Annotated in this window: 12 protein-coding genes; 5 read left to right on the top strand and 7 right to left on the bottom strand. The window is 65.5% G+C overall.

From position 1 onward, the window contains the following. Nucleotides 1–31 precede the first annotated feature (31 nt). From J7360_RS09040 to pdxH, 5 genes are all read right to left on the bottom strand, one after another. A complete protein-coding gene (locus J7360_RS09040; RefSeq protein ID WP_176215062.1) occupies nt 32–709 on the bottom strand; it encodes a YjfK family protein in 678 nt (225 codons plus the stop codon). After that, the gene (locus J7360_RS09035; protein ID WP_209033714.1) at nt 706–1,788 is read right to left on the bottom strand and encodes an ion channel; all 1,083 of its coding nucleotides are present in this window, start codon (nt 1,786–1,788) and stop codon (nt 706–708) included. The genes J7360_RS09040 and J7360_RS09035 overlap by 4 nt, the downstream gene beginning before the upstream one ends. Before the next feature lie 25 nt (nt 1,789–1,813). Then, nucleotides 1,814–2,587, bottom strand: a complete 774-nt coding sequence (locus J7360_RS09030) for a PspA/IM30 family protein (protein ID WP_007965636.1) — start codon at nt 2,585–2,587, stop codon at nt 1,814–1,816. A 12-nt stretch (nt 2,588–2,599) separates the two neighbouring features. Next, entirely contained in the window at nt 2,600–3,016 is a 417-nt protein-coding gene (locus tag J7360_RS09025; RefSeq protein WP_007965635.1) for a YjfI family protein, read from the bottom strand. 179 nt (nt 3,017–3,195) lie between these two features. Continuing rightward, nucleotides 3,196–3,795 carry a pyridoxamine 5'-phosphate oxidase gene (gene pdxH / locus J7360_RS09020; protein ID WP_057662826.1) on the bottom strand — a complete coding sequence of 200 codons (600 nt, stop codon included), beginning with the start codon at nt 3,793–3,795 and terminating at the stop codon, nt 3,196–3,198. Between the two features lie 168 nt (nt 3,796–3,963). Here pdxH and J7360_RS09015 point away from each other — a divergent pair, with 168 nt between their 5' ends. The 5 genes from J7360_RS09015 (at nt 3,964) to mdtD (ending at nt 9,031) form a co-directional block, all read left to right on the top strand. After that, nucleotides 3,964–4,506 carry a shikimate kinase gene (locus tag J7360_RS09015; protein WP_007971379.1) on the top strand — a complete coding sequence of 181 codons (543 nt, stop codon included), beginning with the start codon at nt 3,964–3,966 and terminating at the stop codon, nt 4,504–4,506. Beyond that, entirely contained in the window at nt 4,503–5,615 is a 1,113-nt protein-coding gene (aroB, locus tag J7360_RS09010; RefSeq protein WP_007965632.1) for a 3-dehydroquinate synthase, read from the top strand. Before J7360_RS09015 ends, aroB begins: the two co-directional genes overlap by 4 nt. 297 nt (nt 5,616–5,912) lie before the next feature. Then, complete coding sequence (locus J7360_RS09005; protein ID WP_005928169.1) at nt 5,913–6,167, top strand: WGR domain-containing protein; 255 nt, start codon at nt 5,913–5,915, stop codon at nt 6,165–6,167. Between the two features lie 14 nt (nt 6,168–6,181). After that, nucleotides 6,182–7,246 (top strand): uroporphyrinogen decarboxylase, encoded by a 1,065-nt coding sequence (gene hemE, locus J7360_RS09000; RefSeq protein WP_007971381.1) that lies wholly within the window; start codon nt 6,182–6,184, stop codon nt 7,244–7,246. 363 nt (nt 7,247–7,609) lie between these two features. Beyond that, entirely contained in the window at nt 7,610–9,031 is a 1,422-nt protein-coding gene (mdtD, locus tag J7360_RS08995; protein WP_209033712.1) for a multidrug transporter subunit MdtD, read from the top strand. Between the two features lie 34 nt (nt 9,032–9,065). Here mdtD and J7360_RS08990 read toward each other — a convergent pair whose 3' ends face one another. After that, nucleotides 9,066–12,611 carry an ATP-binding protein gene (locus J7360_RS08990; RefSeq protein ID WP_209033710.1) on the bottom strand — a complete coding sequence of 1,182 codons (3,546 nt, stop codon included), beginning with the start codon at nt 12,609–12,611 and terminating at the stop codon, nt 9,066–9,068. Nucleotides 12,612–13,002: 391 nt separating this feature from the next. Next, nucleotides 13,003–15,081 (bottom strand): ATP-binding protein (locus tag J7360_RS08985; protein WP_209033708.1); only part of this gene is annotated, 2,079 nt, incomplete at its 5' end.

Genomic DNA, 15,081 nt, shown 5'->3' with positions numbered 1-15,081 from the left:
ACCAAGGTAGGTGGAAGGCGAGCGCGCATGCTCAGGTGATATCCAGATCGGCGACGGTGACATCGATACCGACCGCATAGGTGACGCAGAATTCGTTGGGGCCGGAATCTTCGCCGGTCACCAGCAAGAATTCTTCGCGCTGCAGCTCCGGCACATCGCGGCTGTAGAGCATGGCGTAATGGGTCAGATCGCCATCGCGGCGCGGCGGCTGGTAGCGGTACAACACTTCGTCGTAGGCGATCGGCGGAATCCGTGACACGTCATCGGTGGATTGCGTTGCGCGCTGCCACTGTTTGCCGGCGTACTCGATCTGCGCCGCACCCAGATGCGGGTGCTGCATCACGAACTCCTGAAACGCCTGCTTGCTGGGCGGGTTCACCGTCTCGCAATACACGAAGGCCTTCATCGCTTCCAGATCGCCCCCCACGGTGGTGACCTGCAAGAACGCATCGTCGTCCAGATAGAACCGATGCAGCGCATAGCCATCGCCCAGATTGACGTGACCGTAGCAGGGAATGCCCTGATGCCCGCCCGGCAACTCGGCGGTCATGGCCTCGGGCGCCATGCGGTACAGGGTGGTGTCGATCTCCACCTGGCCACCGACACGCAGCCCCAGCGGCAGCGTGTGACCGATCGCGCCACTCCCGGAAGTGGGCAGCGGCGGCGGTTGCGGTCGACCGAACAACTTGCTGAAAAAACTCATCGTCAGACACCTTGTGGCGATGGGGAGATGGGGGACGCCTCGCTGCGCATGGCCTGCCAGGCGATGGCGTGTGCCGGCACGCGCTGCTCGGCCAGGTAATACAGCATCGCACCGCCAACGACTGCGGTGCGTGCTGGCGGGTTCAAGCGCAACGCGCCATCGGGCGCGCGCAGGCCCAGCAGCAATGCGCCCCGCTGGCCGAAATCGGCCGCAAGCCGGCCGTAATCCAGTGGTTGCACACTCGCAGGCACTGCAAGGCTGAACTGGGTGGGGCCTTCGTCTACCGACAGCAGCTCGGCGGTGATCGCCGCACTGCCCGGATCCTGCGCCGCACGTGCCAGGATCTCGGCGGTCATCGGACGCGTGCACTCGATGGCTGGGTAATGGCAGTTGACCAATCGCGCCGCGCTGGCCGAATCGAAGTGCGCCACGATATGCGCGGCCGGCGCATGCGCCATCAACGCGAACACGGCTGCCAGGGTCTGGTCGTCGGAGGGCGGGTTGACGATCACCCGCGCCGCGCCGGCAATGCCGGCACGCAGGTACACCTCGGTATGCGTGTACGACTCGGCGGCGATGAAGCGCATGTGGTCGGGCATCGGATTTTCCGCCACACCCTCGGCAATCAGCACCACGCCTTCGTCATCGGTGGCGGTGTCGGACAGCAGCAATTCCAGCAGGCGCATGGAGGCTGCGCCCTGCCAGCCGATCAGAATGGTGTGCCCGCGCAGATCGGCATAGGCCATCTTGCCCATGTGGTGGCGCCTCCAGAAAGTGATGAGCACCCCGCTGGTCTTGGCCAGCACCGTGGCGAACAACGCCACCGCGCCCGGCATCAACACGAACGCGGCGATATAGCGCCCGGCGACCGAGCCCGGCGACAGGTCGCCGTAGCCGATGGTGGTGGCAGTGGTCATGTAGTAGTACGGAAACGCGTCCAGGCCGACGAGCTTCTGCTCGCCGGCCCACAGCAGCAGCAACCAGCTCAGCCCCATGTGCGCCAGCAGTGCCAGCGCCACCGTGCCCCAGCTGACGCGGCGCACGTGGCGCTGCAGGACCCGCAACAGCCGTCCAACGATGATCATGGCGCATCCTGTGCCGTGCGATGGATCAGCTGTCGCTGCGCGGAACCTGCTGCACGTCGCGCACCTGGCCAATCAGCGGCGCGGTGCCGCCGGCATTCTCGTGACCCAGCTGCGCAGCCGGCTTCTTGAAGCGCGCCAGCACCGCAGCGGCATTGGACTCGCCTTCCATCAGGCCAGCCGCCGCCAGGCGCCGATTGAGATCGCCATCGCCGCTGGACGCTTCGAGTTCTTCGGCCGATTCGATGCGCGCGGAGGTCTCGGCCTGACGCGCCTTGATGCGCTCCAGCGATTCCAGCGCCGAGCCCATCTTGCTGCTGGCACCGGAATGGCGCGCGGCAATGGCGGCCTGCGCCTTCTGCACCGCATCGGTGGCCTTGACCGTATCGATCTGCTGACGCATGCCACGCAGCTGGTTCTCGGTCTTCTGGATGGTGGCCTTGAGCGTCACCACCGACTGGTCCAGCGCGGTCTTGGAAGCCTTGTCGCCTGCGTCTTCGCTTTCCAGCGCGGCCAGCTTGACCGCCACATCGTGCGCCAGCGCTTCATCGTTCTTGGCCAGCGCACCTTCGATGTAGCGCGTGTATTCGGCCATCTTGCCGGCGCGCGCGTCGATCTTCTGCTGGGCCAGCTTGCTCTGCGCCATCAACTTGGTGAGCTCTTCGCGCGAGCGCGTGAGCTGGGCGCCGGCATCGCGCATTTCCTGGTCCAGGATGCGCAGCGCATTGGCGTCGACGGCCTTCTGGCCGGTTTCGTGTGCGGTACCACGCAGCAGCGTGATCAGCTTGGAAAAGATACTCATGACAACACGCCTTTAGGAAAAGAACGGCTTGAGAGATTCGGCGGCATCCAACGTGTTGGCCGCCAGGGTCTGGATTTCTTCGTCGATCTGGTCGAGCGTCGAGGAGGCCGACAGCTCGCCAAACACGACATAACGGTCCTTGCCGTCGACCTGGACCAGGCCCAGGTTGGACAAGGGGTTGAGCGGATTCAGGCGCAGGCAGGCGTCGTTGAAGGCGGCGCGGTCGTTGACGTGCTCGGCATGGGCCAGCAGCGTGGACACGAAAACCTGCGAGCCGGAAGCGGCAACCTGGATCTGCATGTCGCCGTGGTCGGCCAGGGTGAGATTGATGGCCGGCTCCAGGCCGTCGATCAGTTCGACCTGGATCGGCTGGCCACGGTAGCGCTCGGCCAGCAGGCCGTGCAATTCGACGGTGGTGTACTGCGTCATACGATGTCCTGTCCTTTGGTCATGCCGTGGTGGTGATGCAGCGAATGTCCTGCAGCGACCGGACATACTACAGACTGCCCGTGACCGGCAGAAAGGGCCGAAAGTCAGCTGGCCAGGCGCGCGGCAGGCGAGCAAACCGCCCGTTCAGCTGGCGTGTCGCCCCATGCCGGGCGACTGCCTCACGGATACAGCATCCGCTTGCTCCAATGGCTGGCCGCGTCGGCATCGTAGCGCCAGCGCTCGTGCAGACGGAACTTGGCGCCGTACCAGAACTCGAACGCCTGCGGCACCACCCTGAACCCGCCCCAGCCATCCGGGCGCGGCACCTCGCGCCCTTCGAACGTCGCTTCGACCTTGGCAATGGCCGCATCGAACTCTTCGCGCGAACCCAGCGCCTGCGACTGCCGCGAGGCCCACGCGCCGATCTGGCTCATGCGCGGGCGCGAGGCGAAGTACGCATCGGATTCGTCCGCGCTCACCAGCTGCACGCCGCCCTCGATGCGGACCTGGATGCCGGCTTCGCGCAGGCTGCGCCACAGGAACAACAGCGCCGCCTGCGGGTGGGTCTGCAGATCGCGGCCCTTTGCGCTGTCCAGATGGGTGTAGAACACGAACCCGCGCGCGTCGAAGGCCTTGAGCAACACGGTGCGTGCGCTCGGCCGGCCATCCACGTTGGCGGTGGCCACGGTCATCGCGCTGGCTTCCAGTTCGGCGCTGTTGTGCGCCTCGGCATACAGCGCAGCGAAGGTGGCAAGAGCTTCTGCGTACAGATCGGTCATGACGGTGCGTGGCAGCCAGATGGACGCCTATTGTGGGCGCATCTCCCGCGCTTCGCCTATGCACCGCGATCGAATCGCCGGACCGGCACGCGGTTGGCGTGGTTGAGGACAGCCATTGCGCCGTGCCATCGGCCCGGCCCGCTGGCGTGAATGCTACGATCCCTGTGCATGAACCCCGCACCCAATCTCGTGATGGTCGGCCCGATGGGCGCCGGAAAAAGCTGCATCGGCCGTCGCCTGGCCGAGCGCTTCGGGCTGGAATTCGTCGATGTGGACCAGGCCATCGTCGAACAGGTGGGCAGCAGCATCCCGGCCATCTTCGAGCAGCATGGCGAAGCCAGGTTTCGGCAGCACGAGGCCCAAACCCTGCAGGCGCTGCTGGAACAGGACAACAAACTGATTTCCACCGGTGGCGGCGCAGTGCTGGATCCGCGCAATCGCGAGCGCATCTGCGCGCGTGGGTTCGTGGTGTACCTGCATGTCAGTGTGCCGGCGCAATTGACACGGCTGGCGCGCGACCGCAATCGCCCGCTGCTGCAACGCGCCGACCGCGAGCAGGTGCTGCATGCGATGGCCGCGCACCGCACGCCGCTGTATCACCAGGTCGCAGATCTCAGCCTGGAAACCGATCATCTTTCCCCCGCCGAGGCCACCGCGCAGCTGGTGCTGCGCCTGGCCGCGCAATGGCGCATGTCGAGTAACCCCGCATGACACTTTCCCGTTCCTCGCGCAGCGTCGATGTCGACGGTGCGCAGCCTTACACCATCACCATCGCCCCGGGCCTGCTGGCCGACGGTGCGCGCCTGGCCAGCCATGTGCGCGGCCGCCATGCGCTGCTGCTCAGCGACTCGCAGGTGGCTCCGCATTACGCGGCCGGCGTACGCGCCGCCTTGTTGGGCGCGCGGCCGGACCTGCAGGTCGGCGAATTGGTCATTGCCGCCGGCGAAGCCTCCAAAACCTTGGAGACCTTTGGTTCTGCGATCACCGCACTGGCCGAACTCGGTGCCACCCGCGACGCCTGCGTGTTCGCGCTGGGCGGCGGCGTGGTCGGCGACCTGGCCGGCTTTGCGGCAGCGTGCTGGATGCGCGGCGTGGATTGCGTGCAACTGCCCACCAGCCTGCTGGCAATGGTGGATTCGTCGGTCGGCGGCAAGACCGCGGTGGACATCCCGCAGGGCAAGAACCTGGTGGGCGCCTTCCATCCGCCGCGCGCGGTGATCGCCGACACCGACACCTTGCGCACCCTGCCCGCACGCGAACTGCGCGCCGGCCTGGCCGAGGTGATCAAGTACGGCGCCATCCGCGACCCGCTGTTCTTCCAGTGGCTGCATGCCGAACGCCGCGCCCTGCTCGATGGCGATGCAGCGGCGCTGGCGCAGGCCATCGCCCGCAGCTGCGAGCATAAGGCCGAGATCGTGGCGCGCGACCCGCTGGAAAAAGGCGAGCGCGCATTGCTCAACCTGGGCCACACTTTCGGTCACGCAATCGAAACCGAGCAAGGCTACGGCGCGCCCGGCAACGACAACCTCAACCATGGCGAGGCCGTGGCAGTGGGCATGGTGCTGGCGGCGCGCCTGTCGGCCGCGCTGGGAATGAGCGATCCACAGGACACCGAGGCCTTGCGCGCGCTGCTGCACGACTTCGACCTGCCCACCGAGATCCCGCCCGGCCTGGCCCCTCAGGCCCTGCTCGCACGCATGCGCCTGGACAAGAAGAACATCGCCGGCCGCCTGCGCCTGGTGTTGTGGCGCGGTATCGGCAAGGCCGAGGTGGTTCCGGATGTGGAAGAGGCCGCGGTGCTGGAGATCCTGGCGGGATAAGGCCAGCCGGCCGATAAGGCACGGCACGCTGGACGCCCGCACCCAGCTGCCGTCGATCGCCACGACGCTCACTATTTTGTGGGAGTGCCCCGGACGCGATGGGGCCTTCCCGATAAATCCCTATCGCGCCCAGGTGCGCTCCTACGCACTGCCTGCCACCGTCTGCTCCAGCGGTCGAAAACTCGCTCGGAAGCGCACCGGCAAGCATGGACGCCCAACGAGGCTCCCTTCGCAACCAGAACACCCGGACGCGCCACTGCTCTCAGCCTTCAGCAGCGCCCGGCTACAATCGGCCGCATGCGCATCCTTCTACAACACGATCCCGGCGGTAACGCGCCGCTCCGCTACGTCCAGCTGACCCTGCAACCGGATCTGTTCGGTGGCTGGGAATTGCTGCGCGAAACCGGCGAGATCGGCGGACGCACGCAACTGCGACGCGACCAGTACCTGCAACAGGATGAAGCAGACCGCGCCTTCGACAAGGCGCGCGACACCCAACTCAAACGCGGTTTCCAACTCATCACCGGCGGCGCCGACGACGCGCCGCGCTGAGGACACACTTCCCCATGCTCAAGAACGATCGCCTGCTGCGCGCGCTCAACCGTCAGCCCGTGGACCGCACCCCTGTGTGGTTGATGCGCCAGGCCGGCCGCTATTTGCCGGAGTACCGCGCCACGCGCGCGCGCGCCGGCAGCTTTCTGGGCATGGCCAAGAATCCGGACATCGCCTGCGAAGTGACCCTGCAGCCGCTGCAGCGCTTCCCGCTGGATGCGGCAATCCTGTTCTCCGACATCCTCACCATTCCCGATGCGATGGGCCTGGAGCTGTATTTTGTCGAAGGCGAAGGTCCCAAGTTCCGCCACCCGGTGCGCGATGCCGCCGCAATCCATCGTCTGGGCGTGCCGGACATGGAAACCGAGCTGCGCTACGTGATGGATGCGGTGCGGGTGATCCGCCGCGAACTGGATGGTTCGGTGCCCCTGATCGGCTTCTCCGGCAGCCCGTGGACGCTGGCCTGCTACATGATCGAAGGCGGCGGCAGCAAGGAATACGCACGCATCAAGGCGATGGCCTTCAACGCGCCTGAGCTGCTGCATCACCTGCTCGGCACCGTCACCGACGCGGTGATCGCCTACTTGGCCGCCCAACGCGCTGCAGGCGCGCAGGCGCTGCAGGTGTTCGACACCTGGGGCGGCGTGCTCTCGCCGGCGATGTACCGCGAATTCTCGCTGCCCTACCTCACCCGCATCGCGCGTGAGCTGGAACGCGGCACCGGGGCCGAGCGCACCCCGCTGGTGCTGTTCGGCAAGGGCAACGGCGCCTACGTGGCCGATCTGGCCGCCAGCGGTGCCGAAGCCGTGGGCGTGGACTGGACCATCTCGCTGGCTGACGCCGCCCAACGGGCGGGCGGCCGCGTTGCCCTGCAGGGCAATCTCGACCCGGCCACGCTGTACGGCTCGCCCGAAGCGATCCGTAGCGAAGTCGCCAAGACCCTGGACAGCTACGCTCAGGGCAACGGCGGCTCACGCGAAGGCCACGTCTTCAACCTCGGCCACGGCATGTCGCCGGATATGAATCCCGAGCACGTGGGTGTGCTGGTGGAGGCGGTGCAGAGCTTGAGCAGGCGCTGAGCGCGACATCGCGCGGGCCGGGTTGCACGGACCCGGCCAATGCCCGTGCCCGTGCCCGTGCGCACCTTGGCACTGCTGGGTCGCCTGTTGCGCAACCGAATCGGCCCGCTGGTTCTGCATGTTCGCACCGCCTGCCGGCATATCGGTGGCGGACGCGTCGTGCCATCAAACGCATCGCGTGATTCACACCTGCACCCAGGGCCGCCAGTGCGATAAACCGATGTGGCTGCGCGTGTACCGTCGGCGTTGCGCCTGCATCACGGCGCAGGGTGCCGGCGCAGGCATGCCTGGGGGTCGCACACAGCGTTCCGCGCCGTGCACAGCAGGGAAGCGATAATGCAGCGTTCCTCCGGCCAAGCCCCCATGTCTCAACCCGTCCCCACCTCGCGCGCCTACGCCACCATCAAGCCGCTGCTGTGGCTGGTATCGCTGGCGATCTTCATGCAGATGCTGGATGCGACCATCGTCAACACGGCGTTGCCGTCGATGGCGCGCAGCCTGCGCGAAAGCCCGCTGCAGATGCAGTCGGTGGTCTTCAGTTATGCGCTGGCGGTGGCGATGTTCATCCCCGCCTCGGGCTGGATCGCGGACCGCTTCGGCACGCGGCGCACCTTCCTGGCCGCAATCATCGTGTTCACCTTGGGCTCGCTGCTGTGCGCGGCAGCGCAACACCTGCCGCAGTTGGTGGCCGCACGCGTGGTGCAAGGCATCGGCGGCGCGATGCTGCTGCCGGTCGGGCGGCTGGCGGTGCTCAAGACGGTGGCGCGCGCAGACTTCCTGCGCGCGATGAGCTTTATCGCCATTCCCGCCCTGATCGGCCCGCTGATCGGCCCGACCCTGGGCGGCTGGCTGGTCGAAGTCGCCTCGTGGCACTGGGTGTTCCTGATCAACCTGCCGATCGGGGCGATCGGGTTCATTGCTGCGCTGAAAATCATGCCGGACCACTACGGCGATGCACGCAAGCGCTTCGATCTGGTCGGCTACCTGATGCTGGCGTTCGGCATGGTGGCGTTGTCGCTGGCGCTGGATGGCATCTCCGAACTCGGCCTACGCCATGCGTTTGTGATGTTGCTGGCCATCGGCGGGCTCGCCGCACTGGCCGGCTACTGGCTGCATGCGGGCAACACCGCCAACGCGCTGTTTCCGCTGGCGCTATTCAAGGTGGCGAGCTACCGCATCGGCATTCTGGGCAACTTGTTCGCACGCGTGGGCAGCGGCTCGATGCCGTTCTTGATTCCGTTGCTGTTGCAGGTGGGCCTGGGCATGAGCCCGATGAATGCCGGGCTGATGATGGTGCCGGTGGCGCTGGCGGGCATGGCCGCCAAACGCGCGGCGGTCAAGCTGGTGGGACGCTTCGGCTATCGACGTGTGCTGATGCTCAACACCGTGTTGGTGGGCGTGGCCATGGCCAGCTTTGCGCTGATCGATATCGGCCAGCCGCTGTGGCTGCGCCTGGTGCAATTGGCCTGCTTTGGCGCCGTCAATTCACTGCAATTTACGGTCATGAACACCGTGACCCTGCGCGATCTGGACCGCGACCAGGCCAGCCCCGGCAACAGTCTGCTGTCGATGGTGATGATGCTGGCCACCGGTTTCGGCGCTGCGGCAGCGGGCAGTCTGTTGGCTGCATTCAATACGCATCTGGGCGATACGCATGGGGCTACCGCCGCCTTGCATGCCACCTTCCTGTGCGTGGGCGGCATCACCTTGTCGTCGACGTTGATCTTCTGGCAGCTGGCCGAGACGCGGCCGCACCCCAAGGAAGTGGAAGCGGTTGCCCAGTAGGTGCTGCGCTGGCGCGCTGTCACTTCCGCCGCGGCTACGCCCCATCACGTGCGCGGGCATGCCGCAACGCCTCGGCAATGGTGTTGGCCAACATCTCGCCGGTGAGCGGCTTGCGCAGGAAACGGTCGAAGCCCGCTTCCTGCGCGTTCGGTTCGGCGGCTTCATCGGAGCGTGCGGTCACCGCGATCAACGGCATCTCGTAGCCGAAGACGCGCAACTGCCGCGCCAACGCAAAGCCATCCAGCCCGGGCAGATCCAGATCCAGCAATGCCAGATCGAACGTGTTGTCGGCCGCTTCGGTCAGCGCTGCCAAACCATGCGGCGCATGCACCACCGAATGCCCCTGCGCGCGCAGCAGGCCGATGATGACCTCGGCGATGGTCGGGTCGTCTTCCACCAGCAGGATGCGCTGCGGATCGACAGGGCTGGCGGCATGCGCCACCTCGCCGTCCAGCGTCGCATTCGACGCCACCCAGCGCAGCGGCAGATCCACCACAAAGCGCGTCCCGGCGCCGAGCCGGCTGATCACCTCGATATGCCCGCCCATCGCCATCGCCAGCTCCTGACAGATCGCCAGGCCCAGACCACTGCCCCCATAGCGTGAAGTGGTCTTGGCACCGTCGCCCTGCTCGAAGCGCTGGAACAATCGCGCCTTCTGTTCGGCATTGATGCCCGGGCCTGTGTCGGCAACTTCGAAGCGCAGGCCTTGATAGGAACCGAGCGTGGTCAGCTTCAGCGCGACCACCCCGCGCTCGGTGAATTTGATCGCGTTATTGAGCAGGTTGAGCAGGATCTGCCGAATGCGGGTGGAATCGCCGCTGGCGGTGATATCGCCGAGCAGCCCGATTTCCAGGCTGAAACGCACCCCGCGCTCCTGCGCCAACGGCGCCATCAGCGCTTCGACCTCGGCCACGAGTTGACGCACCGAAAATGGCTGGAAATCCAGTTCAAGCCGGCCCGATTCGATGCGCGCCAGATCCAGCGCATCGTTGACCAGCCGCAACAGATGCGCCCCCGCACGACGGATCGACTCGGTGTAGCTGCGCTGCGTGGGGTCCTGCGTGGTCTTGAGCAGCAATTCGCTCATGCCCAACACACCCGTCATCGGCGTACGCACCTCATGACCCAGCGTCGCCAGAAAACGCGTTTTGGCCAAAGACGCCTGTTCGGCCAGCTCCTGTTTGTGCACGGCCAGCTGCCAGGCATTCAGGCGACGCAACCGACGGCGGTACAACAAGATGGCGGCGGCGATCACGCACACCGTCAGCAAGGCCAGCAGGCTTAAACCCCACGGCGACAGCCACCATGGCGGCAACACCTGAAAACGTAATGTCTGGCTGGCCGACCAGATGCCATCTGCGGTACGCCCCTGCACTTCCAGCGTGTAATGCCCGGAGGGCAGGCGCGAAAACAACCGTTCGCCAGTGGAGCCCACGTCGATCCAGTCCGGATCGTAGCCACTGAGGCGGAAGCGGTAACTGGTGGATTCGGGATTGGTAAACGTGGGCATCCGCGCCACGATATGCAGGTCGCGATCGCCGTCCTGCACTTGCAGCGGCGCCTTGCCGGTGACATCCAGTTCGCGCTCGCCGCGTCGCGAGCTGACACGTTTGATCAACAGCTGCGGTCGGCGCAGATTCGGACGCATCGTGGCCGGATCGAACACCACGATGCCGTCGGATGTGCCGCCCAGGATCTGCCCCGTGCTTGCCTGCACCAGCGTGGCCACCTGCAGGGGCGAACTGGGAAGTCCGTCGTGCACGTCGTACACACGCACCAGCTTGCTGCCGGGGTCGACCCGAATCAGCCCACGATGACTGGAGACCCAGGCCACGCCACCGGCATCGATCACCAGGCCGGTCGGCGAGACCATCGGGAACTCCTGCTCCTTTCCCACCGTATCCAGATGCGTGAGCTGCTTGCCGTCCCAGAGATAGCGCCGCAATTGTCCGGCCAATCCGATCCAGACGATGCCCCCATCTCCCTGGCGAAACACATAGGTCGGCAGGGACGGCGCGCCGCGGACCGGAACGAACTGGTCGGCATGCGGATCCCATCGCCACAGCCCGGCATTGTTGCTCAGCCAGATCTGCCCATCCGGCCCGATCCGCATGTCCAGAACAGTCAACGCCTTCAGCCCATGGCTTCCATAGTCGAGCGTCCTGAGCAGCTGGCCCTCGCTGCTCCACAGCTGCACCCCGTGCGTGAGCAGCGCCACCCAGATGCGGCCTTGCGCATCTTCGGCCATCCTGCCAGGCCTGCCGACATCTTCGAGATCGGCTGCGGACTCCTTGTGCCCGAGCAGTGGCCAACGCCTGACCTCGCCTGTCTGCGGGTTGTATCGAACCAGCCTTTCCTGCACGCCAATCCAGACCGTTCCCCGCCTGCTTTCGATGACGGTATCGGGAATGCGCTCTGGATCGACCGAGGCCAGGCGTGGCTCGACGCGGCCGGTGACGGGATCGAAATGCTCAAGGGTTCCACGGGTGCCGACCAGCCAGATCCCGCCCGTGATCGAGGCCGCCGTCGCAACGACCGAGGGGTTGGCGAGCGATTGCGGATCGTCTGCGCGATGCGAAAACAGCGCGAAGGTATCCCAGCGCGGAGGCAGGTGCCACAGCCCGCCCTCCAGGCTGGCAAACCACAGACCCCCTTCGCGGTCCTGATAGGCGGTGATCCAGTTCCGGTTGACCAGACCGTGCGCTGAAAAACTGTAGACCGGCACGCGTTCGACGCCACCATCGCCGGTACTCATCCCCAGGCCGGTGGCGGTATCCAGCCAGTAGCGCCCGAGCCGATCACGGAGCAGGACGCCTCTGACCTGCGCGGTGTCCGTACCGCTTTGCCAGGGGCGGGCCGTGGGCCGCCCGACGGTGTTGAACCGGACGGGGTTGCCGTCGAAATCGGCAATCCAGAGCACCTTGCCATCGGGCTCCTTGTACATTCTGTTGACCGACTGGGACGGGCCCGGAAGCGGCACGCGCTCCAGGCGTCGACCATCCCAGTGCACAAGCCCGCCCCAGGTGCCGATCCACAGGCCGCCGTCGGGCGCAACTTCCAGACCAACGATATTGTCGGACGGCAAGCTGGCGGCATCGCCGGCCTTTGCAGAAAAGTGCTGCATGCGACCGTCGGGCCGGTAACGATAGAGGCCTTGCTTGGCGGTGCCGATCCAGATATCGCCGTTGGGCGTTTGCGCCAATGACCACAGGGTGGCGTCGCGCAATTCCGGGAACTGCGGATCTTCCAGTCGTTTGAACGTGCGTGTGTTCGCTTCCAGATAGCCGACGCCGCCGTCCTCGAAACCCATCCACACCCGATCGTCGGCATCGACACAGATGGTCCAGACCACGTTGCTGGTCAGGCCATCTTCCATCCGCCAGATCCGGTAGTTGCGGCCATCGAATCTGGCCAAGCCGTCATCGCTGGCAAGCCACAGATATCCCTGTTTGTCCTCGGCCAACTGATTGATCGTGTCCGACGGCAGCCCGTCGGCGATCGTCAGCTGGATGGGCACCGGTGTTGCGGGCGTACGCGCCTGCACCGGAAGCACTGCCAGACACAGGCACACCCAGAGCACAGCGAGCAGCCGATGGGGCAAGCAGGATAGAAAGCGCACCGGATCAACTTCACGACAAGTCGGCGCATAGTGCGGGCCACGCGCGATGCGGGCAAGCACGCTACGCGCGTTCTGCGCGTGCGCTCAGGCCGCAAGACGCATGTGCGGCAGGGTCATTGGTCAGTCCACTGCACGCTACAGGGTTTGCGGGAAGCGGACCCAACAATGCATCCGCCGAAGCCTGCATGCGATGCGACCGCCCGCCGCGCTTCGGTTGGCAGGACACCTGCAACGCCCTTTCGCCTGCCGAGACCATCGCGACCCGCATCGCTGTTCGAGCAGCCCAATGCGGGCGAACGCGCCGCATGACACCTGAGCGTTTGCTCCGGTGACAGGACATCGGCACGGCTTGTTAGCGTTTGCGACGTAACGCTTCGGCAATGCTGTCGGCCAGCATGTCGCCAGTGAGCGGCTTGCGCAGGAAGGCGTCGAAGCCCGCTTCCTGCGCACTTGGTTCGGCGACCTCATCGGCGCGTGCAGTCACGGCAATCAACGGCATGTCGTAGCCGAATACCCGCAGTTGCCGTGCCAACGCAAAGCCATCCAGCCCGGGCAGATCCAGGTCCAGTAGCGCCAGATCGAACGTGTTGTCGGCCGCTTCGGTCAACGCCGCCAGGCCATGCGGGGCATGCACGACCGAGTGTCCCTGCGCTTGCAGCAGGCCGACGATGACCTCGGCGATGGTCGGGTCGTCTTCCACCAGCAGGATGCGCTGCGGTTTGACAGCCGTCTCGGCATGCGCGGTCTGGCCACCGAGTGCGGCGTTGGAAGCCACCCAGCGCAGCGGCAACTCCACCACAAAGCGCGTCCCCGCACCCAGCCGGCTGATCACCTCGATCTGCCCGCCCATGGCGATCGCCAGCTCCTGGCAGATCGCCAGACCTAAGCCGCTGCCGCCGTAGCGCGAAGTGGTCCTGGCACCATCGCCTTGCTCGAAGCGTTGGAACAGGCGCGCTTTCTGTTCGACGTTGATGCCGGGCCCGGTGTCGGCCACTTCAAAGCGCAGGCCTTGATAGGAACCGAGCGTGGTCAACTTCAAACCGACCACGCCGCGCTCGGTGAATTTGATCGCGTTATTGAGCAGATTGAGCAGGATCTGCCGGATACGGGTGCAATCGCCGCTGGCAGTGATGTCGCCGAGCAGCCCGATTTCCAGGCTGAAGCGCAGGCCACGCTCCTGCGCCAGTGTCGCCATCAACGCCTCGACCTCAGCCACGAGCTGACGCACCGAAAACGGCTCCACATCCAGCTCCAGCCGTCCGGATTCGATGCGCGCAAGGTCCAGCGCATCGTTGACCAACCGCAACAAATGCGCGCCCGCGCGGCGGATGGACTCGGTGTAACTGCGCTGCTTGATATCCAGCGAGGTCTTGAGCAGCAGCTCACTCATGCCCAAGACCCCCGTCATCGGCGTACGCACTTCGTGGCCCAGCGTCGCCAGAAAACGCGTCTTGGCCAGAGACGCCTGCTCGGCCACTTCCTGCTTGTGCATCGCGAGCTGCCACGCATTCAAGCGACGCAACCGACGGCGGTACAACAAGATGGCGGCGGCGATCACGCACACCGTCAGCAAGGCCAGCAGGCTTAAACCCCACGACGACAGCCACCATGGCGGCAACACCTGAAAACGTAATGTCTGGCTCGCCGACCAGATACCGTCTGCGGTGCGCCCCTGCACTTCCAGCGTGTAACGGCCCGAAGGCAGACGCGAAAACAGGCGCTCGCCACTGGGCCCGACATCGATCCAGTCCGGGTCGTAGCCGCTCAGGCGGAAGCGGTAGCTAGTCGACTCCGAATGCGTAAAGGTCGGCATGCGCGCGACGATATGCAGGTCGCGATCGCCATCCTGCAGTTCTAGCGGCTCAACGCCAGTCACATCCAGTCCGCGCTCTCCACGGCGCAACCCCACCCGCTCAATCAACAGCGGCGGTTGGCGCGTGTTCGGACGCATTTGAGCTGGGTCAAACAGCACAACACCATCAGGCGTTCCGCCTAGAATCTGCCCACCCTTTGCTTGTACAAGCGTGTTTTCCTGAAATTGCTGATTGGGAAGCCCGTCATGCACACCGTAGATCCGCACCATTTTGCTGGCAGGGTCCACCCTGATCAGACCGCGCGCACTCGACACCCAGGCCACGCCCGCTGCGTCGACTACAAGTCCGTTCGGTGCCACCATTGGGAAATCCTGCGCTCCGCCGATGGTGTCCAGGTGTGTAAGTCGCGTGCCATCCCAGAGATAGCGCCGCAGCTCGCCCATCAGCCCGATCCACACCACACCTGAGTCGGTGAAGCGGACCACATAATTCGTTGAGGAAGGCGCGCCTTGCACCATGACGAAAGCATCTGTCTTTGGATCCCAGCGCTGAAGTCCAGTCGTGCTGGCAAGCCACATTTGCCCATCGGGGCCAAGCCTTAGGGAAGGTCTGAACAA

This window comes from Xanthomonas sp. D-99 (assembly GCF_017746145.1).
Classification (GTDB): domain Bacteria; phylum Pseudomonadota; class Gammaproteobacteria; order Xanthomonadales; family Xanthomonadaceae; genus Xanthomonas; species Xanthomonas cissicola.
Note: the sequence above shows the minus strand (reverse complement) of the source record. Positions and strands in the feature narration are given on the sequence as shown.